Below are 20,808 nucleotides of genomic sequence, written 5' to 3' on the forward strand. Positions count from 1 at the left end.
GGCAACGCGTCCAGCAAGAGACCCTCGGGCATCGGGGCCGCTCCGGGGACCCGCTCTACGGGATCCGTCGGGTCGCCCGGACCCGCGCTGGGCTGCTCACCGAGAAGCAACAGCACCGGCTCGCCAAAGTGCTCGCCGACCAGCGTCACGTCGCGTTCGAGACCACCTGGAGCGTCTACCAGGACGTGATCGACGCCTACCAAGCCGACGACCCCTCCGAGGGGAAGAAGATCATGACCCGACTCATCGACACCATCAAGACAGGAGTCCCCGCCGGCCTCGACGAACTCCGCGTCCTGGGCCAAACCCTTCATCGACGCCGCGACGACATCCTCGCGTTCTTCGACCACCCCCGCACATCCAACGGCCCCACCGAAGCGATCAACGGCCTCCTCGAACACCTCCGAGGCACCGCCAGAGGCTTCAGAAGCATCGTCAACTACATCGCCCGCTGCCTACTCGACGCAGGCGGGTTCAGACCCCAAATCCACCGCCTTCTGTGAAGAGCCAGTGAAGCCATCCCAGCACGGCGTAGGGTAACCCCCGTCGAGCCGGTTCGTGTGTCCCTTAGCCGCAAGGGAAAAGGTGGGCGAGAAGGCTGTGGTTGAAGGACAAGGTGGTCCCCTCATGTCAGATCCTAGGTCCGCAATCGCGAGCATCGAGGATTGGTGCCGGCCCAGGGCTCCGGAGGAGTGGCAGGACCTCTGGGGAAGGCTGGGCAATGGTCACGGCATTGACCCGTATCGCGAGTACTGGGTCATCTATCGTGGGTGGGGGCCTGAAGGTGTCGATCTGCGTTTCTCCGCTCACGCGGTAGATGTTCGTGAAGACTGGACGGCGTTCAGGGCCCTGTACGACTTGGCCTGCACCTCGGACGAGCGGCTGACCGCTCTGCGTGAGGCAGGTTATGGCTTCCAGATCGTGACGTCGACGGACAACACCCCTGAACAGGTCGCGGAGTACAGGCAATGGTTCTCGGAGATCGACCTTGGCGACTCGGAGGCTCAGGCCGAGTACTTGTATCACACGGTTCTGCTCGAAGTTGTTGACATAGACGCTGTTGAGGTAACTGAGGCAGATCTGGTTGAGTTCACCGGAGAGTTCCCATCCATCAAGGACTGGCGTCGAGCAACACAGTCGCTGTGGATGGTTGACTTCTCAGAGTATCCACGCCCGCTCAAACGGCGAGGTGTCATGGCGGTGAGCTTGGCCATCAACTATGAGCAGCACAACATCCTGCAGCGTGTGCACCGTCATCACAACGCGCACATCCGCGGAACTCACCGGAACGATGGTTGAGCACCTCGTCAGCAAACATGTCCGCTGGAGGACGGGCCTACCTGCCCACGCCCCGCCTAATGCTGTCCCATGAAGTGCAACCTCGCGGATCAGCGCGTTCAGGCATAGCGTCCGGCACGGCGCAGTCGCCGCGGCACGGCAATTGAGCGGATGGGCCGCAGTGCTCGCGACTGTGCTATCCAGCGCCTCACCCTATGGGGCCGAAAACGACGGCACCAAAGATGGCGAGCGGCGCGATCCACAGGGTGAGCGCGAATAGACCGAACGTTATCCACTGGGCGACCAAGGCCAGGCCGCGAATCGTCGCAGGACCCTTCGAGCCGGCGCGCTTGTGGAGTCTCCAGCCGAACCAGCCAGAGAGAGCCAAGGACAACGGCGTAGCGATTGTGAGCCACACGAACGCCCAATCGACGGTCATCGAGCTGGGATCAGAACTTCCGGTCAACCAGAGCCATGCCAGCGCCGCGATCAGGCAGACTTGGGCAGAGGCCACTGTCAGCCTCAGCTGCGTCGACCCCGGCTGCCTGCCCGGCACGTGCGTTGCAGCCATAGTGCTCTTCATTGCCACATGATCTCAGACGTCCGGACATGTCCACTCGCTCATCGGCATGAGAGTGAAGGTTGGAGAGTGAAACGCGAGCACCCCACTCTCATTCCTCGCGGTTGGCAAACTTCGAGAGCGACGTCGTGGGTAGGCAGAACCCGCCGCCCACGACGGTCGCGATCGATACAGCAACCGCGTCCTGGCTGTGGGCGTGCGGGCCAGGTCTGCTCCGTGGCTTCCCGGCCTACCGCGTCACCCAAGCAGCGTCTTGAGGCCGCCGGCGCTCGCAGTCACGAGATCGTCGAGTTCATCCAGGTCGACCATCACGCGTCGTCCCACGCGGTACCGGATCAAGGAACCGTCGCTGAAACGCCGCGTCAGGGTCTTGGGATGGACGCGGATGTACTCGGCGGCTTCTTTGAGAGAGGCCCAGCGTCGGGTCCTCACCTCCGGGGTGGGTGTCGAACTGTTGTGGCTCCTCATCATGGCTCCTCTCGATGGTTCTTCTTCAGCTTCGCCACTTCACGCGGTTCGAGTCCGCACAGTGCGGCGGCCTCCGCCGTGGTGACCGTCAGTTCCTCGAGTTCACACAACGCAGCGGCGATTCGGTGTTCGGTCAGGCCGATGACGCGCTCACGCTCCAGCAGCGCTGTGGTTGCCTCGAGCACGAGGTCCCGGATCCTGGCTTCGCGCGCCACGTGCTCTTCTCGACGCTTCTGGAACTGCTCGGCCGCGCGTCGTCTCGCGGCCTGACGCAAGGGCTGGGACATCGGTGTCTCCTACGGGATGTGACTCAGGTGAGTGACGGTTGGTCTGGATGGCTCGACGCGCACCTGGCCGGGCAAGTCGAAGACCGCGCCGAGACGAGCCGCCCGAGGTCCGCCTCCGTCGCGCTGCCCTGTGCCTTGTCCGTACGCCTACCCGCGTGTCGCATACCACTAGGAACCCCATCCAGACACCCCCAGCGTGAAACGGTGTCCCTCGACCAGCCCAGCAGGCCTCTCCCCGCCGAGACGGTCGCGCTCGACCATGGGGCCACGCCCGCCCGGGTCTCAGGCCACCACCACCGTCAGGCCCCTGAGGGCTTCATCCTGCTTGGGGCCCACACTCTCGACCCGGCGTGGGAAGACGCGGCTGTAGACCTCGAGCGCCATCCGCGAATCGCTCCACCCCAGCAGAAGCATGACTTCCGCGATCGTGTACCCCTCGCTGAAGAGCCAGGCGGCGTACGAAGCACGCAGATCGTGCAGCGTGATGTGGTCCTCCTTCGGTACCGGAAGCCCCTTCCGCCACAATCGGCGCCGCTCCGCCTCCGGGGTCCTCAACCCCATGTTGGCCAGCGCCCGGTTGTGCCGGCGATCGGCCTCGGCCGGCCCCATCGGTTTGCCATCCGCGACGGTGAACACCAGCTGCTCCGGCGACCGTGGGTACAACGCCAGGTGATCCCGCAGGATCGTCACCAAGGTCGTCGACATGGGCAGCGAGCGGATGCCGGCCGCGGTCTTGGGAACCTTCACCCCCACGCGGTAGGCGTTGCCGTCCTTGCCATGCTCGATCGCCTGGCGCACGAAGATCCGCCGACCCTCGAGGTCGAGGTCCATCCGACGCAAACCCCGGACTTCACCCGATCTCAATCCGCCCAACGCAACCGTGGCCAACATCGCCACGTGTTGGGGCTCCGCGGCCTGCAGATAGCGGCGCACATCGTCCAGGTCGAACACGTGCCGCTGCTCCATCGCCTTCGTCGTCCGCGGGATGCCAACCCCGGCGGCGGGGTTCTTGTCGATCCATCCCCAATGCGCAGCCTTCGCCAGCAGCTCGCTGAACAAGGCCAACGACGACCGGTCGCGGCGACGCTCAGCACCCAACGGACCCTGACGCCACTGCCACACGTCGTCGTGGGTGATGGTCTTCACGTCACGATCGGTCCCCCAGTGGGGGACGATGCGCAGCCGCCAATCCTGCTCATACGCGGTGAGGGTGGACAGCGCCAACGGCCGCGGACGCTGAGCCAGGAACCGCTCGTAAGTCTCCTGGAGGGTACGCACCATCGGCCGTCGGGCCTCAACCTCCGCGGCCGAGAGCCACTCACCTCGCTCAATGGCCCGCTCCTGCATCCTGAGCCAGTGCTCGGCATCGCCCTTGTGCGAGAACGTCGAGGGTGCCTTGACCCTCTGCCCTGGCGTCACGGGATCGGGGAAGGAAGCCTGGTACTTGTTGCTGGGCAGCTTCCGGACCCAGCCAAAATCGCGTCTCATGGAAGGTAGAACCCCACTCCAGGACGTGTAGCGCGTGCTGTGAACGTGCTGTTGGTGAGTCCTCTTCGGTCCCTCTGAGGGCTGTTGAGTCCAAGCTGAAACATACAAACTCCCTAGTCAAGGGCGTTTGACCAGGGAGTTCTGCTGTGGAGCATAGGGGACTCGAACCCCTAACTTCCACCTTGCAAAGGTGGCACTCTACCAATTGAGTTAATGCCCCGAATCGACGGCAAGTATAGGGCAGGGCGCGCCGGAGCCACCAACGGACGGCGGGTGGGCTGTCCAGTGTCGGTTCTTGCCGCGTCTGCCCGGGCAGAACCGACACTGGAGTTCGTCGTGGCGCTGAGCGGGCCCACCGGCGCCTCCGTGTCCTAATCTCGGGCGCGTGAGCATGTCCGACGCCCTCTACTCCAAGCTCGTCCGCCGCGACCCCGCCGCAGAGGCGGCCCTCCCGGGCCAGGGGGGCGGCAACGTGGCGCGCAATGGCCTGCGGCTGGTCACGTCGGGGGCGCTCCAGTCCTCGGGCGACCAGACGGTCAACGCCTCCACCGTCCTGCCCTGGCTGCTGCACGCGATGGGCGCGCCCGCGGCGCTGATCGGCCTGCTGGTCCCCATCCGGGAGTCCGGCTCGATGCTCCCCCAGGCGTTCCTCACGCCGATCGTCGTGAAGTTCCGCCGTCGCACGCCGGTTCTGGTGGTCGGCAGCCTGATCCAGGCGGCCGCCGTCGCGGTGATGGCCGTGACGGCCGCCGTCGGATCCGGCGTGGTCGGCGGTGTGGCGATCGTCGCGGCCCTGGCGGTGTTCTCCGCCGGGCGCTGCCTCACCTCCATCGCCTCCAAGGACGTGCAGGGCCGCGTCGTGCCGAAGGGCGAGCGCGGGCAGATCAACGGCCTCAGCACGACGGCGGCGGGCCTCGTCGCCATCACACTGGGCCTCGGCATCCGGCTGCTCGGCGGCGAGGATCTCTCCCCCGGCCAGATCGCGTGGCTGCTGGCGGGCGGGGCCGCGTTATGGGTGGCCACCGCCGTCGTGCAGGCGGGTATCCGCGAGCCCGAGGAGGACGTGAAGGACGACGACGCCGACGGATCCGCGCGCGGCGTGCTGCGCCTCCTCCGCGACGACAAGGAGTTCCGCAGCTTCGTCACCACCCGCAGCTTCCTCCTCGTCTCCGCCTTGAGCCCGCCGTTCGTCGTGACGCTGGCCGCCACCTCGGGCGCCACCGGGCTCTCGGGCCTGGGCGGCTTCGTCATCGCCTCCGGCGTGGCCTCGCTTATCGGCGGACGCATCTTCGGCCGATGGGCGGACCGGTCCAGCCGTCGGCTCATGGCCTTCGGCGGCGCCGCGGCCTCCACCGTCGTCCTGGTCCTCGTGGCCCTCGTCTCCGTGCCCGGCTTCGACGGCTCCACGACGGCGGGCGCGGTCACGCTGATCGGCGGCTACTTCCTGCTCACCCTGCTGCACACCGGGGTCCGCGTCGGCCGCAAGACCTACGTCATCGACATGGCCGACGGCGACCTCCGCACGGTCTACGTGGCGGTGTCGAACACGGCGATGGGCATCATCCTGCTCATCGTGGGAGGAATCAGCTCGCTGCTGGCCCTGGCCGGCGTGGCGTGGGCTCTGCTGTTCCTCGCCGGCCTCGGCATCCTCGGGGCGGTATGGGGGTGGCGCCTGCCTGAGGTGTCGCGGGGCCGGTAAGTCTGCACGTCCATGTCACCCCACCTGCACGTTCGTGCATGTCCTGGCCTAGACTGTCCTGACAGGCGGTAACGACACGACGAGGTGTCCCCAAGGAGGACGAGTGGTCACCAAGACGAGCGATTCGCTGCTCACCGTAGCCCGGATGTACTACGTCCAATCCGAGACCATGGACGCCATCGCGCACCACATGGGGGTCTCGCGCTCGACGGTGTCGCGGCTGCTGAAGGAGGCCCGCGACCGCGGCCTGGTGCGCGTGAGCATCGTGGACCCGGACCGCCCGCTCAACCGGATGGCCGAGCTGTTCGAGAAGTACTTCAACGTGCAGGCCCACCTCGTGCACGTGCGCCCCGGCGCGAGCAGCATCTTCCGGCTGGACCAGGTGGCCCGCATGGCCGCCGGCATCCTCGGCAACGCCGTCCACGACGGCGACGTGGTGGGCATCGCCTGGGGCACCACCGTCTCGGCCATCGCCACCCACCTCCGCCCGAGGGACCTCAGCGGCGTGACCGTCATCGGCCTCAACGGCGGAGCCAACCACCAGACCACCGGCCTGCCGTACGTGGGCAGCATCCTGCACAAGTTCGCCCAGGCGTTCGGCGGTCAGGAGCAGCTCCTGGCCTTGCCCGCCTTCTTCGACGACCCGGCCACCAAGGAGGCCATGTGGCGCGAGCAGAGCACCCGCCACATCCTGGCCGTGCGGGCGAACTGCCGCGTCGCCCTGTTCGGGGTGGGCGGGCTGCACTCGGAGCTGCAGAGCCACGTCTACTCGTCGAACTACCTGAGCGAGGCGGACCTCAAGCAGCTCCGCGACTCCAAGGTGGTGGGCGACGTGTGCACGGTCATGCTTCGCGAGGACGGCAGCTACCGCGACCTCGAGATCAACAAGCGCGCCACCGGCATGACCCCCGCGGAGCTGCAGGGCGTGCCGCGGCGCATCTGCGTGGTGAGCGGGCTGTCCAAGACGGCCTCGGTGCTGGGCGCGCTGCGCGCCGGGGTGGCCACGGATCTGGTGATCGACGCCGAGACCGCCCGAGCCGTCCTCAACCGGATGAAGCCCGGGATGCGCCTCCAGTAGTCCGCGGCTGACACCCTCCCCGGGGTTCACTTAGGCTTGCCCCCATGTCTGAATTCATCGTCACCGAGGTGCAGGACGGGATCGCCCGCATCACGCTGGACCGCCCGCGCGCGATCAACGCCCTCACCGAGGACATGTTCACCGCGATGTACGAGGCGCTGACCGCCTGGCACGACGACGACGCGGTGACCGCCGTCGAGCTCGCCGGCAACGGCGACCGCGGGTTCTGCGCCGGGGCCGACGTGCGCGCCCTGGCCCAGGTGGTGCGCGACGGCGGCCCGTTCCTGCGCTACCTGGAGACCGAGTACGCGCTCGACATCATGTTCGCCAACTACCCCAAGCCGGTCACCTCCTTCCTCCGCGGCATCGCGATGGGCGGCGGGCTCGGCATCGGCGGGCACGTGGACCGCCGCATCGTCTACGCCGACACGGTGATGGCCATGCCGGAGACGAAGATCGGCTTCTTCCCCGACGCGGGCGTCATGTACGAACTCTCCCGGGCGGGCGCGGTGGGCAAGCACGTGGCCCTCACGGCGGCCACCTTCACCGGCGGCGACGCCCTCCTCATGGGGCTCGCCGACGAGTCGGCCGACGGCGACCTCCCGGCCCCGCTGTTCGAGGAGTCCGCGGCCTGGATCCACGAGTGCTACGCCTCGGACGACGTGCTGGAGATCGTCGCCGCGCTCGAGAACCATCCGGCCGAGGATGCCCGGGCCGCGGCCCGCGAGCTGCGGGCCCGGAGCCCGTTCGGCGTCCACGTTGCGATGCGCGCGCTCGTGAGGGCCCGCCGCCTGCACCTCGCGGAGGTGCTCGCCCAGGACCTGCGGCTGGCCGAGACGGTCATCCCGTCGGGTGACTTCGTCGAGGGCGTGCGCGCCCTGCTGATCGACAAGGACAACACCCCCGTGTGGCGGCACGCCTCGCTCGAGGACGTGCCCGCCGACGAGGTGGACCGGGTCTTCGCGTACTGACCGCTCTGGTGTCAGAGCCCGGTGTCGGTCCACCGGGCGCCAGGGGCATCGAAGCGGCGGGGGCACTCCCCGCCGCTCAGGGTCACCAGCTGTCGGAACCCGCGCGCCGGCTCAGCCGGGCCGCTTGAACGCCATCGCGACGTTGACCAGCACGATGCCCACCCACACCATGAGCATCGCCGCGAAGCCGAACTGGCCCGTGATCGCGGTCAGCGGGATGGCCAGCACCAGCGACACGATGGCCAGCGCTAGCCGGCTCCCCTGCCCCTGCTTGTCCGCCACCCCGCGCTCCTTCGAGGCGGCGAGCTCCGCCTCGTAGCGGCGCCTCACCGTCGCCTCGACCTTCGCGGCCAGCGAGTCCACCAGCGCCGGCTCGATCTCCGGGCCCATCTCCCGCCGCACCTCGAGCGCGGCGTGGAGCTCCTCGCGGGACAACTCCTCACTCATGAGGCGAAGGCTACTCCGCGACACCCCGCCGCGACACCGTATCCCCCCGGGGGTATAGTTGACGTCCCGCAGCCCCGCCACGCAGGCGACTGATGGGCATCGACGGGAACGCATTACCATGGGGGCGGCTCACCGCCCCCGCGAAGGAGAACCATGCCCACCGTGCACGACGTCATCATCATCGGCTCCGGCCCCGCCGGCTACACCGCGGCCATCTACGCCGCGCGCGCGAACCTCAAGCCGGTGGTGTTCGAGGGCTCCTTCGAGGGCGGCGGCGCGCTGATGAACACCACCGAGGTGGAGAACTACCCCGGCTTCGCCGAGGGCATCATGGGCCCGGACCTCATGGACCAGATGCGCAAGCAGGCCGAGCGCTTCGGCGCGACCCTCATCACCGACGACGCCACCGCCGTCGACCTCACCGGCGAGATCAAGGTGGTCAAGGACTCCGACGACGTGGAGTACCACGCCAAGTCCGTCATCCTCGCCATGGGCTCGGGCTACCGCAAGCTGGGCCTGCCGGACGAGGAGCGCCTCTCCGGCCGGGGCGTGTCCTGGTGCGCCACCTGCGACGGCGCCTTCTTCCGCGACAAGCCCATCGCCGTGATCGGCGGCGGTGACTCCGCCGTCGAGGAGGCCACGTTCCTCAGCCGGTTCGGCTCCAAGGTGGTCATCGTGCACCGTCGCGACGAGCTGCGCGCCTCCAAGATCATGGTGGACCGCGCCATGCGTGACCCGAAGATCGAGTTCGCCTGGAACTCGGTGGTGGAGACCATCAACGGCGCGAAGTCCGTCGAGTCCATCACGCTCAAGGACACCCACACCGGCGAGCTGCGCGACCTCGACGTGCAGGGCGTGTTCATCGCCATCGGCCACGACCCCCGCTCGGCCCTCGTCAAGGACCAGGTGCACACCGACGCCGAGGGCTACGTGCTGGTCGAGGGCCGCTCCACCGCCACCAACCTGCCGGGGGTGTTCGCATGCGGTGACCTCGTCGATCACACCTACCGCCAGGCCATCACGGCCGCCGGCACCGGGTGCTCCGCGGCGCTGGACGCCGAGAAGTACCTGCAGGCGCTCGAGGACTGAAAACACGGGCCACCCACGCACGAACGCATAAACTGACGTGACCGAGCTTTCAACCGAGAGGCAGCACCATGGCAGTCATGGACGTGACCGAGAAGACCTTCGTCGACGAGGTCCTGATGGCCGATGGGCTCGTAGTGGTCGACTACTGGGCGGACTGGTGCGCGCCGTGCAAGCAGATGTCGCCGATCATCGACGAGCTCTCGTCGGAATTTGGCGCGGTGAAGTTCGTGAAGGTGGACACCAACACCAACCCCAACCTCGCCGCGGAGCAGGGGGTGCTGAGCCTGCCCACGCTCCAGTTCTTCCAGGGCGGACGCGTGGCGAAGTCCCTGTCGGGCGGCAAGACCAAGGGCGCCCTGAAGAAGGCCATCAACGAGCTGCTCTGATGAGCACGCCTTCGCCGGAGGACCCCGGCACCTGGACGGCGGTTCCCGCCGGGCAGGCCGATGCCCAGCCGTCGGCCCCGGCCTGGTCACGCTTCCTGGGCCCCGCCGTCGCGGCCGCCCTGGTGGTGACCGGCGGGCTGATCGGCGCCGGGCTGGGAGGACTCGACGGAGGGTCGGAGCCGGAGCCCGAGCCCTCCCCCACCCTGTCCATGGATCCTCCGGTGCAGGTGGGCGAGTTCGTGCGCGGCGAGGTGACCGAGAGCACTGGGCCCGCCCCCGAGAACCAGCGGATCGTGCGGGCGGACTACTCCGACGGCGCTGACAAGGTGATCTTCGTCATGACCTGGCCGGAGGAGGACCTCCCCACCTTCGTCGCCGACGCCGGTGTGCAGAGTGCCGCCGACGCGGCGGCAGGGACCCTCTGCGGCACCTCCGTCGACACCACGTTCCCCGCGTGCGGCCGGATCAAGGAGGAGACGGGCCTCCTCCTGCTGGCCGTGACCGAACAGACCGAGTCCTCGGTCCTCGAGCTCCTCGGCAGCTTCGACGCCGCCGTCACCCCCTGAGGCGACCACTGGTCAATCACGTCCCCGCGGCATCGCATCGGGCGATAGTGGCGCCCCTCCATCTGGATATGGACCGTGGGCGGCCGTGCGGTCCTTGCGGCACGGGATAGGGTGAGCGGAGCAACTCCCACGCGCGGGCGCGCCGTCGACGGCGATGCGCCCCGGACGGCAAGGTAAACGACAGTGACCGAACACTCCCGGCACGACACCCGGCTCGACCGGTTCGTCGACAGCTACTCACAGCGCACCAACGGCATGCGGGTCTCCGCCGTCCGAGCCCTGTTCGCCGTAGCCAACCGGCCGGAGATCGTCTCGCTCGCCGGCGGGATGCCCAACATCAAGGACCTGCCGCTCACCGAGATCGCCGCCTCGCTGTCCACCATGATCCAGACCAACGGCACCCAGGTGATGCAGTACGGCTCCGGTCAGGGTGAGCCGGTGCTGAGGGAGCAGATCCTCGACGTGATGGCGCTGGAGGGGATCACCGCGCACGCCGACGATGTGGTGATCACCGCGGGCTCGCAGCAGGGCCTGGACCTGGTCACGCGCATCTTCTGTGACCCTGGGGACGTGGTGCTGGCGGAGTCGCCGTCGTACGTGGGCGCGCTGGGCACCTTCCTCAGCTACCAGACCGAGGTGGTGCACGTCTCCTCGGACGACCAGGGGCTGGATCCCGTCGCCCTGCGTGAGACGGTGGGCCGCCTCCGGAAGGCCGGCAAGCGGATCAAGTTCCTCTACACGATCCCCAACTTCAACAACCCTTCGGGCACCACGCAGCCGTGGCAGCGCCGCCTCGACATCCTGGCCGCCTGCGCCGCCGAGGGGATCCTGGTCGTGGAGGACAATCCGTACGGGCTGCTCACCCTCGACGCCGATCCCATCCCGGCGATGCGCTCGGTGGACGCGGACGTGATCTACCTGGGCTCGTTCTCCAAGACGTTCGCGCCCGGCTTCCGTGTGGGCTGGGTGCTGGCCCCGCACGCGGTCCGCGAGAAGCTGGTGCTGGCGCAGGAGTCCGCCACGCTGTGCCCGCCCGTGTTCAGCCAGTTCGCCATCTCCACCTACCTGTCCACCCAGGACTGGAAGGGGCAGGTGGAGGTCTACCGGAGCATGTATCGCGAGCGGCGCGACACGATGCTCCACAGCCTCGCCGAGGAGATGCCCGACGGCGCCACCTGGACCAGGCCGGCGGGCGGCTTCTTCGTGTGGGTCACGCTCCCGGAGGGCGTGGATTCGCAGGCCATGCTGCCTCGCGGCGTCAACGCCCGCGTCGCGTTCGTGCCGGGAGGCGCCTTCTACGCCGACGGCCAGGGCGCCCGCAACGTGCGCCTCTCGTTCTGCTTCCCTCCGGCGGACCGCATCAGGACGGGCGTGCAGCGCTTCGCCGACGTGGTTCGCCGCGAGCTGGAGATGATGGACACCTTCGGCATCGCCTCCTCCCCCACCGACCGCACGCGGCCCGCAGGCCCGGGTCCAGACCTCAGCTGACAAGGAGTTTCATGACGATCATCGTGATTGCAGGCGGGCTGAGCCACGAGCGGGACGTGTCGCTGCGCTCGGGCCGACGGGTGGCGCAGGCCCTCCGCGACGTGGGCCGGGAGGTCATCGAGGCCGACGTCAACGCCGATCTGATCCCCCTCATCCGCCGCACGGCGGACGCCGTCGTGGTGCCGATGCTGCACGGCGGCCTCGGCGAGGACGGGGCCCTGCGCGAGGTGTTCGAGGTGCTGGAGGTGCCCTTCGTGGGGCCGGCCGGCGCGTCGTCGCGGCTCACGTTCGACAAGTCGATCGCCACCTCCGTCGTGCGGGGGGCCGGCCTGGCCACCCCGCGGCAGATCGCGCTCCCCCACGACATCTTCCGCGAGCTCGGCGCTCCCGCGCTCATGGAGGGCATCGGCGCGCAGCTCGGCTACCCACTCATGGTCAAGCCGTCGCGCAGCGGGTCAGCCCTGGGCGTCACGAAGGTCGACGACCCGTCGGGCCTGCCCGCCGCCCTCGTGGCCGCCTACGCCTACGGCTCCGTCGCGGTGATCGAGTCCTACCTGTCGGGCACCGAGATCGCGGTGACCGTCCTCGACGAGGGCGACGGGCCGGTGGCGCTCCCCGCCGTCGAGATCCGTCCCGAGTCCGGGGTCTACGACTACGAGTCGCGCTACACCGCCGGCGCCACCCGCTTCGTCACGCCCCCGGACCTGTCCGACGAAGCGCTCGAGGCGGCCGGGGCGCTGGCGGTCGCGGTGCACCGCGAGCTCGGGCTCCGGCACCTGTCGCGCGTGGACATGATCGTGGAGAGGTCAGGCCGCCCCGTCTTCTTCGAGGGCAACGTGGCGCCGGGCATGACGGAGACGTCGCTGGCCCCGCTGGCGTTCGAGGCCGCGGGCCGGGAGCTGGGCGAGGTGTTCGCCAAGCTGGTCGACCTCGCGCGCGGCTGAGAGGGGCCGTCGTGGGGGTGCGCGCGAAGCAGGTGGTCGCGGTGGTGGCCGGGTTCGTCGTCGCCGGGCTGATGCTGATGCTGGGGCTCTGGCAGATGTCGTCGTACCAGGAGTCCACCCGAGACGTGTCCGCCGAGCGGGCGGCGGAGGCCGCGGTCCCGCTGGCTGAGAGTGTCGCGGCAGACGGCGAGATCGCGGACGTGTACGGGCGTCGCGTCACGCTGTCCGGCGCCTACACAGCCGACGAGGTGCTCGTGGGCGAGGAGCCACCCCTGCGGGTGGTCACGGCCTTCCGGATGGACGACGGCCGGCACGTGGCCGTGGTGCGCGGCGCCGTCGAGCCCGGTGTCGCGGTGGGGCCGGCCCCGGCCGGGCCGCAGGACGTGACCGGGGTGTTCCTGGCCTCGGACTTCGCGGCCGAGGCTGTCGCGGAGGGGGCGGATCTGGGCTCCATCCGGGTGCAGGCGCTGGCACAGGAGTGGCCGTCGCCGCTCGTCGGGGGCTATGTCACCTTGTCGGAGGCGGATTCCGCGGCCCAGGGGCTGGCGGCGGCGGAGCTGGTGCTGCCCACTGCTGAAGGGTCGGCCACCCACCGGGGGTACGCCCTCCAGTGGTGGGTGTTCGCGGCTGGTGCTGTCGCGTTCGGCTTCTACGTGGCCCGGGGCTTCGGTAAGGAGTCCGAGGCGTCCACCCGCTGAGGCCCCACCGCTTCTAGAGCATCTCGGCGGCCTGGCTGGCGGCGACGGTGGCCCGCACGTTCTTCGTCGCGAAGTGCTCGGCGACGAAGGACAGGAACGGGACCGTTCCCGCCGCCATGATGAGCAGGAACCACTTGATGGACCACTTCACCCGTCGGCCCAGGTCGTAGGCCGTGATGAGGAGGATCATGTACAGCCAGCCGTGGGGCATGCCGGTCCACGTGACCACACGCCCGTCGCCCCAGATGTACTTGAGCGGCAGCCCCACACACACCAGCACGGCGAGCAGGATCCCCACCACGTACGCCATGATCCGGTAGCGCGTGAGGGCCCCACGGATCGCGGGGATGTCGGCTGGATCGACGGTGGCGGGGGCTGTTGGTGTCGCGGCGGTCATCGGTACCTCGTCATATGGTTCAGTCGTTTTGTCGTCAAAGTGATATACGTGTTTAGCGTCACATCTATACGGTTGTGCCGTCCAGGATCGCCATGATGCGCCCCAGGTCCTCCCCCGAGGCGAACTCGATGGTGATGCGGCCCTTGTTGCGGCCGATCGCCACCTTGACTCGGGTGTCGAAGTGGTCGCTCAGCTGCGTGGACAGGTCGAGCTCCTGTTCCGACGGCGTACGCGGGGCACGGGTGGTCGTGCGCCGGGGTGCACTCCCCCGGTCCAGCGCGACGATCTCCTCCGTCGACCTGACGGACAGGCCCTCGGCGATGATCCGTTCGGCCAGGCGCTCCTGCTGGTCGGCGTCGGAGAGGCCGAGCAGCGCCCGGGCGTGGCCGGCGGACAGCACCCCGGCCGCGACCTTCGTCTGGACCCGCTCCGGCAGGTTGAGCAGCCGGAGCGTGTTGGACACCTGGGGTCGGGAGCGGTGGATCCGCTGGGACAGGTCCTCCTTGGTGCAGCCGAAGTCCTGGAGAAGCTGCGCGTAGGCGTTGGCCTCCTCGATGGGGTTGAGGTTGGCCCGATGCAGGTTCTCGAGGAGAGCGTCGCGCAGGAGCGCGGTGTCGTCGGTACCACGCACGATAGCGGGGATGGTCTCGCGTCCGGCGAGCTGGCTGGCGCGGAGCCGTCGCTCCCCCATCACCAGCTCGTAGGTGTCGCGGCCGCTGCGCCTCACGACGATGGGCTGCAGAACCCCGAACTCGGAGATTGAGTCAGCCAGCTCGGCCAGATCGTCCTCGTCGAACACAGTGCGGGGCTGTTGGGGGTTCGGTGAGATCTGGCCCAGCGGGATATCGGCGAAGGTGGAGCCGTCGCTGAGCTCCTCGACCTCGTTGTCGTCCGTCCGGGCAAACAGGTCGCCCAGGCCTTGTCCGAGCGCGCTCTTCTTCATGCCGGCCATCATGCCTCCGCCTTCGTCGCCCGTTCGGCCATCTCCTTGGCGGCCGCGAAGTACGCGACGGCGCCGGGTGACTTGGGCTGATACGTCAGCACGGTCTGCTGGAAGCTCGGCGCCTCCGCGATCCGGACCGAGCGCGGGATCTCATTCGCCAACGTCTGTTCAGGGAAATGCTTGCGCACCTCCTCCGCGACCTCGCGGGAGAGGTTGGTGCGGCTGTCGTACATGGTGAGCAGGATGGTGCTCAGCTCCAGGTCGTCGTTGAGGTTGCCCTTCACGCGCGCAATAGTCCGCATCAGCTGGGTGACGCCCTCCAGGGCGTAGTACTCGGTCTGGATGGGCACCAGGATCTCGTTGGCCGCCACGAGCGCGTTGAGGGTGAGGAGGCCCAACGACGGCGGGCAGTCGAAGAAGATGTAGTCAACGCCCGACTCGTCCACGTACTGCTGGATGGCGTCGCGCATGCGGTGCTCGCGGCCTCGCATGTTGACCAGCTCCAGTTCGGCGGCCGCGAGGTCGATCGCGGCGGGCAGGACATGAAGGTTCGGGGAATGCGGCGACGGCTGGGCGTGCTCGATGATCCCGATGCCCTCGAGAAGCACCTCATATGTCCCCTTGGTGCCCGGCGTGTGGGCGACACCCAAGGCCGTGGATGCGTTCCCCTGCGGGTCGTTGTCCACCACCAGCACATTCAGTCCGCCCAGCGCGAGGGCGTGAGCGAGGTTGACTGTGGTCGTGGTCTTCCCCACACCGCCCTTCTGGTTCGCCACCACGACGATCCGCGGGCTCCCAGGACGGGGGAGCGTCGAGCTGGGGGCGTCGAAGTCCACGTACTCGTCGCCGTACTCCGACTCGACAGTGGCCCCGGCGTCGTTTACGGCGCGGCGGGGGAGCGACCCCGTTTCACGTGAAACGTTGCTGTGGGTCTTCCACAGTTCGTCGTCATTGGTGGGTTGGGTCTTTCGCTTGCGGAAGAACAGCGCCATCCGTGGCCTCCTCGGTGTCCGCGACGACTCTACCCAAGCTGATGAGGTCGCGCGATGTGAGCGTGTCGCGTTTCACGTGAAACGCGAGAAGACCTCTCCCATTCCGGCCACCAGTGTTCACTCCGCTAAGCCGACCACCCGGACACACACCGCCACCGACCGCGCCGAAGCCTCCGACCGCCAGCGGCTTGGCCCTGCTCAACCCAAGTCGACGCGCGCTGAGCCGCAGGCGGCGCGGTGCGGCTCAACCAGCGGAAGGTGCATCCGGCTCAACCACGCCGCTGGGTGAGCCAGTCGGACGCGAAGCGCCACCGACCGCGTCGAAGCCTCTCGCACCCGGTTCATGGACCCGGCCCGGGTCCATGGCGAACTCACGGCAGTTTCGACACGCGCTGAGCCGCAGGCGGCTCGGCGCGGCTCAACAAGCGAGAAGGACACGAGCGGAAAGGGCCCTGCTCAACCAGCGGAGAGGTGCCGGTCTCCGGGCGCGCAGGGGGTGAGGTGAGCACGAGGGTGGGGGACGGCAGGGCGGCTGGGCGCAGGGATGCCCAACCCGAGGGGCACCCAGAACAACCCGCCTGAAACAGACCCGGGCCAGGGCCGCCCTGCCGGCACACGCCCGGAGGGGACCACGCCACAGGCAGACGAGTGCAGGGAGACGTGGGACGAGGCCCGGGCGGCCTCAACTACCCAACCCAAGACCAACACGCCACCAACAAGCAGTAGGTAGTCAAGGGCCGCACGGGCCTCGTGTCAGGGCTCCCGGAACCCGCCGGTTGCTCAACCCACGCGTGTCGACGAGCACTCGGCGGCACTCAGCTCCACACGAAGCCAACGTTGGTTTCGACACGCGCGGAGCCGCAGGCGGCTCGGCGCGGCTCAACCAGCGGAAAGGGGACGGCTCGGCGCGGCTCTACCAGCGGAAAGGGGACGGCTCGGCGCGGCTCTACCAGCGGATGGGGGCGACGGGGTCGACGGTGGCGAGTGCGACGGCGGGGACGTGAGGTGGGCGCGAGGGTGGGGGACGGCAGGGCGGCTGGGCGCAGGGATGCCCAACCCGAGGGGCACCCGGAAGAACCCTCCTGAAGCATGCTCGAGCCAGGGCCGCCCTGCCGGCACACGCCCGGAAACGACCACACCACAAGCACACCAGTGCAGGGAGACGTGAGACGAGGCCCGGGCGGCCTCAACCACCCAACCCAAGACCAACACGCGGCCAACAAGCAGACGGCGGACAAGGGCCGGACGGGCCTCGTGTCAGGGCTCCCGGCACCGACAGCGTGACGCGGCGTCGGGGGTCGGTCCAGACGAAGCCAACGTTGGTTGGTTTCGACACGCGCGGAGCCGCAGGCGGCTCGGCCCGGCTCAACCCAAGTCGACACGCGCTGAGCCGCAGGCGGCTCGCCGCGGCTCACCCCGCGCAGGGGGCGGCTCGGCTCTGCTCAACCCCCGGACTCCTCGTGTCAGGGTTCCCTGCACCGACAGCGGGACGCGGCGGTAGTGCGGCCGCTTCGGGGTCGCGGCGTCGGTGACACCGTCACGGCAGTCCGCCTCGGGAAGGCCCAGCCACCCGTCGGGGTCAGTGGACGCGGATCGCGCGCGTGCCTTCGATGCCGGGGGCTACCGTCAGCTCCAGGACCTCGGCGACCAGGCGGGACCGTGCCAGGATTGCGCCCGCGTCACGGATCTCCTGCTCGGCCGACTCGCCCTTGAGGGCGAGGAGTTGGCCACCGTCGGAGAACAGGGGAGTGGTCCAGCCCAGGAGCCGCTGCAGGGGGGCGACGGCCCTGCACACCACCACGTCGAAGTGCCGCTTCATGTCCTCGGCGCGCCCACGGTGCACCTCCACGCGGTCCTCCAGTCCCAGCTCCTCGACGGCGAGGGTGAGGAAGTTGGCCCGCCGCAGCAGGGGCTCGATGAGGGTGACCCGCAGGTCCGGTCTGGCGATGGCGATCGGGAGGCCGGGTAGTCCGGCGCCGCTGCCGACGTCAGCGACCTCGACACCTGCGGGGATCGCGTCGATCAGCGCCACGGAGTTGGCGATATGCCTCTGCCACAGCTTGTCACCCTCGCGGGGGCCGAGAAGCCCCCACTCGAGCCCACGTGATGCCAATATAGCGACATATCGCTCTATCGTTTCAGCATTCTGCCCGTAAAGCGAGAGGAGGCCCTTGCGGGCCTCCTCCTCGACGACAGCCTCCTGCGTCACTTCGCCCGGACGACGACGCGACGTGCCGGGGGCTCGCCTTCGGACTCGCTCACCAGGCCGGCCGTGGCCACCTCGTCGTGCACGATCTTGCGCTCGTAGGCGTTGAGCGGGGCCATTCGCACCGGCTCGCCCGACTCCTGCACCTCGGCGATGGCGTCCTTGGCCATGGCGACGAGCTCCGCACGGCGGCGCGCGCGGTACCCCGCGACATCCACCATCAAGCGCGAGCGGTGACCGGTCTCCGTCATGACGACGAGGCGGGCCAGCTCCTGCAGGGCGTCCAGGACTTCGCCGTCCTTGCCCACGAGCTTGTCCGAATCGGTGTCGATCGCGACGAACGCGCGGCCGTCCTGGACGGAGTTCTCGATGTCGCCGTCGAGGTCGGCGATGTCCAGGAGCTCCTCGAAGTAGTCGGCGACCAGGTCGCCCTCCGCCAACAGGGCGGCTTCGGTCTCATTGTTCGACACGGAAGGTGTCCTCTCCTCGTGCCCGCGTGGGGGCGTGGTGGTCTCTGTGGGGGTGGGCGTCAGCGCCTCGGAGTCGGTCACTTCTTCTTGCGCGCCGAACGCGATGCCTGCTTGGGCTGCTGACGCGTGACGACCTGCTTGCCGTCCTCGGTGCGCACCGTCTGGCGCGTGACCTGCTGGCGGGCTACCTTCGTCGGCTCCTCGGTCTCCACCGTCGAGCCGTCCTCAGCCACAGTCGTGGCCTTCGCGACGGGGCGGGACGCCACGGCCCCGTTGCCGTTCTTCGGGGTGCGGCGACGCTTCTCCGCGCGGGCCAGCATGATGGCCTGCGGGTCCTTGCCCTTGGCCAGCATCCGCTCCTCCCACTCGATGAACGCGGGCGTGTTGGGAGCCGGGTTGTTGCGGATGAGCAGGCCCTGCTGCGCCATGGTCCAGAGGTTGGAGGTGAGCCAGTAGATCAGCACGCCGATCGGGATGACCACCGACGACGCGGCGTAAACGATGGGGAAGAAGTACAGCATCAGCTTCTGCTGCTGAGCCATGGGGCCGGTGAGCGACTCCGGGGGCAGGTTCTTGCGCATGAGCTGGAGCTGGGTGACGAAGAACACTGCGACCATGGCCACCACGAGGACGATGCCAACGGCCTGCGTGGCGCCGAACGAGGTCATGGGGAAGATGCGGTCCGCAAGGCGGGCGCCGAAGATCTCGGCGTTCTGCAGCGACGACACCAGGTCTGGGTTGATCTTGAAGAAGTGTCCGCGCACGTTGCCCGAGGACACGCCCTCAAGGACTCGGAAGAGGGCCAGGAAGATGGGCATCTGGAGCAGCAGTGGAAGGCACGACGCGGTGGGGCTGACGCCCTCCTCGCGGTACATCTTCATGGTCTCCTGGCCGAGCTTCTCCCGGTCGTGGCCGTGCTTCTTCTGCAGCTCGGCCATCTTCGGCTGGAGCAGCTGCATGTTGCGGGCGGAGTTGATCTGCTTGACGAACAGCGGGATGAGGAGGGTGCGGATCACCACCGTGAGGCTGATGATCGACAGCGTCCAGTTCCAGCCCGACTCGGCGCCGTTCGGACCGAACAGCGGCGTGTAGAGCCAGTGGAAGAACACGACGAGGCCGGACACGGCCCAGTAGAGCGGCTGCATCATGGCGGACAGCACTCCGTAGAAGCTGTCCCAGATGTTCAGCGTCACCAGCAGATCGACCACTTAAGCCACCTCAGTCTTCGGTTGGGACCCGTGCGGGTCCCGTGATTCGTTGGAAATCTCTTCGGCCCAGGCCGCCGCTTGGGGCGTCCCGGGTACATAGTCGACGCCGCCGGCCGCCCACGGGTGGCAGCGGACGAGCCGCCTCGCGGTGAGCCACACGCCCTTGACGGCGCCGTGCGTCTCCAGGGCGGTGAGGCCGTAGCTGGAGCACGACGGGTGGTACTTGCACACGTCCCCGTACGAGGGGGAGACGAACTTGCGCCACCCCTTGACGAACCAGATCAGCGGGTACCTCAGCATGCGGCCGCCTTGACGAACGCGCGACGCCAGGCGCTGGCCAGATCGGCGCCCAGGCGGTCGGGCGCGACGGCGGCCTCGGGCAACGCCCTGACCACCACGTCCGCCGCGACAGGTGTCTCCAGCTCGGCCACGAGGTGCCGCAGCCGACGCTTGACCCGGTTGCGGGTGACGGCGTTGCCCACCTTCTTGGAGACAACAAAACCCACCCGGCTCGCGTCGGGTGGATTCTGATCGGTGATGCGCTTCACGTGCACCACGACTGTCGGGGTGGCTGCTCTGGAGCCGTGCCGGACGGTGACACCGAAGTCAGCGGGCTTCTTGATCCGACGTGGACCTGGCAGCACCGACGCCCGGCCTCTTAGGCCGACAGCTCGGTGCGACCCTTGCCACGACGGGCCGACAGGATGGCGCGGCCGGCGCGGGTGCGCATGCGGGCGCGGAAGCCATGGGTACGGCTGCGACGGCGGTTGCTCGGCTGGAACGTGCGCTTAGTCATGGGATTACTCGCTCAGTTTCGTTGGTGTACAACTGCCCTGATGGGCAGGGGGGAAGAGGCCGCCTCAATGGCGACTGGTCAACGATACGTGCCAGACGGCTCGATGACCAAACCCGGCCGGGCTACGGCACCCACCGCCATGCAAATAACACTGATGTAGTCCAGTGACGCAGCGGCGTGTCGCGCAAATCGCCTTGCGCAGCGGCGCGGACGGTACTAACTTCGTTGTCCTGCCTTCCCGCTTATCCACAGGTGAGGGTCGGCCGACGGGGGGCTAGGGTGAGTTATACCCCCTTGTGGACAACCTTGTGGATTACTGATGATGGCGG

General features: G+C 68.4%; 25 protein-coding genes and 1 tRNA gene. 11 read left to right on the forward strand and 15 right to left on the reverse strand.

Annotated features, from left to right (window positions below):
- Together ACZK5D_RS10970 and ACZK5D_RS10975 are read left to right on the forward strand one after the other, a co-directional pair.
- Window positions 1–503 (forward strand): transposase (locus tag ACZK5D_RS10970; RefSeq protein ID WP_463665297.1); only part of this gene is annotated, 503 nt, incomplete at its 5' end.
- 124 nt (window positions 504–627) lie between these two features.
- The gene (locus ACZK5D_RS10975; RefSeq protein WP_463665298.1) at window positions 628–1,299 is read left to right on the forward strand and encodes a hypothetical protein; all 672 of its coding nucleotides are present in this window, start codon (window positions 628–630) and stop codon (window positions 1,297–1,299) included.
- Window positions 1,300–1,486: 187 nt separating this feature from the next.
- Here ACZK5D_RS10975 and ACZK5D_RS10980 read toward each other — a convergent pair whose 3' ends face one another.
- The 5 genes from ACZK5D_RS10980 to ACZK5D_RS11000 all read right to left on the reverse strand — a co-directional run bounded on the left by ACZK5D_RS10980 (window position 1,487) and on the right by ACZK5D_RS11000 (window position 4,321).
- Window positions 1,487–1,861 (reverse strand): hypothetical protein, encoded by a 375-nt coding sequence (locus tag ACZK5D_RS10980; RefSeq protein WP_463665299.1) that lies wholly within the window; start codon window positions 1,859–1,861, stop codon window positions 1,487–1,489.
- Between the two features lie 234 nt (window positions 1,862–2,095).
- The gene (locus tag ACZK5D_RS10985; RefSeq protein WP_458995535.1) at window positions 2,096–2,326 is read right to left on the reverse strand and encodes a helix-turn-helix domain-containing protein; all 231 of its coding nucleotides are present in this window, start codon (window positions 2,324–2,326) and stop codon (window positions 2,096–2,098) included.
- Window positions 2,326–2,613 (reverse strand): hypothetical protein, encoded by a 288-nt coding sequence (locus ACZK5D_RS10990; protein WP_463665300.1) that lies wholly within the window; start codon window positions 2,611–2,613, stop codon window positions 2,326–2,328. The genes ACZK5D_RS10985 and ACZK5D_RS10990 overlap by 1 nt, the downstream gene beginning before the upstream one ends.
- Window positions 2,614–2,895: 282 nt before the next feature.
- Entirely contained in the window at window positions 2,896–4,101 is a 1,206-nt protein-coding gene (locus ACZK5D_RS10995) for a tyrosine-type recombinase/integrase (RefSeq protein ID WP_463665301.1), read from the reverse strand.
- A gap of 147 nt (window positions 4,102–4,248) precedes the next feature.
- Window positions 4,249–4,321: transfer RNA gene (locus ACZK5D_RS11000), tRNA-Ala, on the reverse strand.
- Window positions 4,322–4,492: 171 nt separating this feature from the next.
- On the opposite strand from ACZK5D_RS11000, the gene ACZK5D_RS11005 reads away from it, so the two are divergent.
- The 3 genes from ACZK5D_RS11005 (at window position 4,493) to ACZK5D_RS11015 (ending at window position 7,849) form a co-directional block, all read left to right on the forward strand.
- Window positions 4,493–5,800, forward strand: coding sequence for an MFS transporter (locus tag ACZK5D_RS11005; RefSeq protein WP_463665407.1), 1,308 nt, complete (start codon window positions 4,493–4,495; stop codon window positions 5,798–5,800).
- 103 nt (window positions 5,801–5,903) lie between these two features.
- Window positions 5,904–6,878 carry a sugar-binding transcriptional regulator gene (locus tag ACZK5D_RS11010; RefSeq protein WP_458995538.1) on the forward strand — a complete coding sequence of 325 codons (975 nt, stop codon included), beginning with the start codon at window positions 5,904–5,906 and terminating at the stop codon, window positions 6,876–6,878.
- A 44-nt stretch (window positions 6,879–6,922) separates the two neighbouring features.
- Window positions 6,923–7,849, forward strand: coding sequence for an enoyl-CoA hydratase/isomerase family protein (locus ACZK5D_RS11015; RefSeq protein ID WP_463665302.1), 927 nt, complete (start codon window positions 6,923–6,925; stop codon window positions 7,847–7,849).
- Window positions 7,850–7,960: 111 nt separating this feature from the next.
- Here the strand turns inward: ACZK5D_RS11015 and ACZK5D_RS11020 are convergent, their stop codons facing one another.
- Window positions 7,961–8,296, reverse strand: a complete 336-nt coding sequence (locus ACZK5D_RS11020) for a hypothetical protein (protein ID WP_463665303.1) — start codon at window positions 8,294–8,296, stop codon at window positions 7,961–7,963.
- Window positions 8,297–8,449: 153 nt separating this feature from the next.
- Between ACZK5D_RS11020 and trxB the strand changes: the two genes are divergently transcribed.
- The 6 genes from trxB to ACZK5D_RS11050 all read left to right on the forward strand — a co-directional run bounded on the left by trxB (window position 8,450) and on the right by ACZK5D_RS11050 (window position 13,467).
- On the forward strand, window positions 8,450–9,385 hold the full coding sequence (gene trxB, locus ACZK5D_RS11025; RefSeq protein ID WP_463665304.1) for a thioredoxin-disulfide reductase: 936 nt from the start codon (window positions 8,450–8,452) through the stop codon (window positions 9,383–9,385).
- Window positions 9,386–9,453: 68 nt separating this feature from the next.
- On the forward strand, window positions 9,454–9,771 hold the full coding sequence (gene trxA / locus ACZK5D_RS11030) for a thioredoxin (protein WP_458995542.1): 318 nt from the start codon (window positions 9,454–9,456) through the stop codon (window positions 9,769–9,771).
- Window positions 9,771–10,337 (forward strand): hypothetical protein, encoded by a 567-nt coding sequence (locus tag ACZK5D_RS11035; RefSeq protein ID WP_463665305.1) that lies wholly within the window; start codon window positions 9,771–9,773, stop codon window positions 10,335–10,337. Before trxA ends, ACZK5D_RS11035 begins: the two co-directional genes overlap by 1 nt.
- 183 nt (window positions 10,338–10,520) lie before the next feature.
- Window positions 10,521–11,825 carry an aminotransferase-like domain-containing protein gene (locus ACZK5D_RS11040; protein ID WP_458995544.1) on the forward strand — a complete coding sequence of 435 codons (1,305 nt, stop codon included), beginning with the start codon at window positions 10,521–10,523 and terminating at the stop codon, window positions 11,823–11,825.
- 11 nt (window positions 11,826–11,836) lie between these two features.
- Window positions 11,837–12,769, forward strand: a complete 933-nt coding sequence (locus tag ACZK5D_RS11045; RefSeq protein ID WP_463665306.1) for a D-alanine--D-alanine ligase family protein — start codon at window positions 11,837–11,839, stop codon at window positions 12,767–12,769.
- Between the two features lie 17 nt (window positions 12,770–12,786).
- A complete protein-coding gene (locus tag ACZK5D_RS11050; RefSeq protein ID WP_463665307.1) occupies window positions 12,787–13,467 on the forward strand; it encodes an SURF1 family protein in 681 nt (226 codons plus the stop codon).
- Between the two features lie 13 nt (window positions 13,468–13,480).
- On the opposite strand, the gene ACZK5D_RS11055 is transcribed toward ACZK5D_RS11050, so the two are convergent.
- The 9 genes from ACZK5D_RS11055 to rpmH all read right to left on the reverse strand — a co-directional run bounded on the left by ACZK5D_RS11055 (window position 13,481) and on the right by rpmH (window position 20,479).
- On the reverse strand, window positions 13,481–13,864 hold the full coding sequence (locus ACZK5D_RS11055; protein WP_463665308.1) for a DUF3817 domain-containing protein: 384 nt from the start codon (window positions 13,862–13,864) through the stop codon (window positions 13,481–13,483).
- A gap of 64 nt (window positions 13,865–13,928) precedes the next feature.
- Window positions 13,929–14,816, reverse strand: a complete 888-nt coding sequence (locus ACZK5D_RS11060) for a ParB/RepB/Spo0J family partition protein (protein WP_463665408.1) — start codon at window positions 14,814–14,816, stop codon at window positions 13,929–13,931.
- On the reverse strand, window positions 14,816–15,799 hold the full coding sequence (locus tag ACZK5D_RS11065; protein ID WP_463665309.1) for a ParA family protein: 984 nt from the start codon (window positions 15,797–15,799) through the stop codon (window positions 14,816–14,818). The genes ACZK5D_RS11060 and ACZK5D_RS11065 overlap by 1 nt, the downstream gene beginning before the upstream one ends.
- A gap of 1,579 nt (window positions 15,800–17,378) precedes the next feature.
- Complete coding sequence (gene rsmG / locus ACZK5D_RS11070; protein ID WP_458995549.1) at window positions 17,379–18,008, reverse strand: 16S rRNA (guanine(527)-N(7))-methyltransferase RsmG; 630 nt, start codon at window positions 18,006–18,008, stop codon at window positions 17,379–17,381.
- Window positions 18,005–18,475 carry a Jag family protein gene (locus ACZK5D_RS11075; protein WP_458996475.1) on the reverse strand — a complete coding sequence of 157 codons (471 nt, stop codon included), beginning with the start codon at window positions 18,473–18,475 and terminating at the stop codon, window positions 18,005–18,007. The genes rsmG and ACZK5D_RS11075 overlap by 4 nt, the downstream gene beginning before the upstream one ends.
- Before the next feature lie 77 nt (window positions 18,476–18,552).
- Window positions 18,553–19,683: a membrane protein insertase YidC gene (gene yidC / locus ACZK5D_RS11080; protein WP_458995550.1), complete on the reverse strand. Its 1,131-nt coding sequence runs from the start codon at window positions 19,681–19,683 to the stop codon at window positions 18,553–18,555.
- On the reverse strand, window positions 19,684–19,983 hold the full coding sequence (yidD, locus tag ACZK5D_RS11085; protein WP_458995551.1) for a membrane protein insertion efficiency factor YidD: 300 nt from the start codon (window positions 19,981–19,983) through the stop codon (window positions 19,684–19,686).
- Window positions 19,977–20,327, reverse strand: a complete 351-nt coding sequence (gene rnpA / locus ACZK5D_RS11090; RefSeq protein ID WP_463665310.1) for a ribonuclease P protein component — start codon at window positions 20,325–20,327, stop codon at window positions 19,977–19,979. Before rnpA ends, yidD begins: the two co-directional genes overlap by 7 nt.
- A gap of 14 nt (window positions 20,328–20,341) precedes the next feature.
- A complete protein-coding gene (gene rpmH, locus ACZK5D_RS11095) occupies window positions 20,342–20,479 on the reverse strand; it encodes a 50S ribosomal protein L34 (RefSeq protein WP_182781119.1) in 138 nt (45 codons plus the stop codon).
- Window positions 20,480–20,808 lie beyond the last annotated feature (329 nt).

The organism is Tessaracoccus yangjingae (assembly GCF_055326235.1).

Excerpts from the sequence above, each read along its gene's own strand:
- ACZK5D_RS10975 (WP_463665298.1), top strand. The coding sequence starts at position 628 with ATGTCAGATCCTAGGTCCGCAATCGCGAGCATCGAGGATTGGTGCCGG.
- ACZK5D_RS10980 (WP_463665299.1), bottom strand. The coding sequence starts at position 1,861 with ATGAAGAGCACTATGGCTGCAACGCACGTGCCGGGCAGGCAGCCGGGG.
- ACZK5D_RS10985 (WP_458995535.1), bottom strand. The coding sequence starts at position 2,326 with ATGAGGAGCCACAACAGTTCGACACCCACCCCGGAGGTGAGGACCCGA.
- ACZK5D_RS10990 (WP_463665300.1), bottom strand. The coding sequence starts at position 2,613 with ATGTCCCAGCCCTTGCGTCAGGCCGCGAGACGACGCGCGGCCGAGCAG.
- ACZK5D_RS10995 (WP_463665301.1), bottom strand. The coding sequence starts at position 4,101 with ATGAGACGCGATTTTGGCTGGGTCCGGAAGCTGCCCAGCAACAAGTAC.
- ACZK5D_RS11005 (WP_463665407.1), top strand. The coding sequence starts at position 4,493 with ATGTCCGACGCCCTCTACTCCAAGCTCGTCCGCCGCGACCCCGCCGCA.
- ACZK5D_RS11015 (WP_463665302.1), top strand. The coding sequence starts at position 6,923 with ATGTCTGAATTCATCGTCACCGAGGTGCAGGACGGGATCGCCCGCATC.
- ACZK5D_RS11020 (WP_463665303.1), bottom strand. The coding sequence starts at position 8,296 with ATGAGTGAGGAGTTGTCCCGCGAGGAGCTCCACGCCGCGCTCGAGGTG.
- trxB (WP_463665304.1), top strand. The coding sequence starts at position 8,450 with ATGCCCACCGTGCACGACGTCATCATCATCGGCTCCGGCCCCGCCGGC.
- trxA (WP_458995542.1), top strand. The coding sequence starts at position 9,454 with ATGGCAGTCATGGACGTGACCGAGAAGACCTTCGTCGACGAGGTCCTG.
- ACZK5D_RS11035 (WP_463665305.1), top strand. The coding sequence starts at position 9,771 with ATGAGCACGCCTTCGCCGGAGGACCCCGGCACCTGGACGGCGGTTCCC.
- ACZK5D_RS11045 (WP_463665306.1), top strand. The coding sequence starts at position 11,837 with ATGACGATCATCGTGATTGCAGGCGGGCTGAGCCACGAGCGGGACGTG.
- ACZK5D_RS11055 (WP_463665308.1), bottom strand. The coding sequence starts at position 13,864 with ATGACCGCCGCGACACCAACAGCCCCCGCCACCGTCGATCCAGCCGAC.
- ACZK5D_RS11060 (WP_463665408.1), bottom strand. The coding sequence starts at position 14,816 with ATGGCCGGCATGAAGAAGAGCGCGCTCGGACAAGGCCTGGGCGACCTG.
- ACZK5D_RS11065 (WP_463665309.1), bottom strand. The coding sequence starts at position 15,799 with ATGGCGCTGTTCTTCCGCAAGCGAAAGACCCAACCCACCAATGACGAC.
- yidD (WP_458995551.1), bottom strand. The coding sequence starts at position 19,983 with ATGCTGAGGTACCCGCTGATCTGGTTCGTCAAGGGGTGGCGCAAGTTC.
- rpmH (WP_182781119.1), bottom strand. The coding sequence starts at position 20,479 with ATGACTAAGCGCACGTTCCAGCCGAGCAACCGCCGTCGCAGCCGTACC.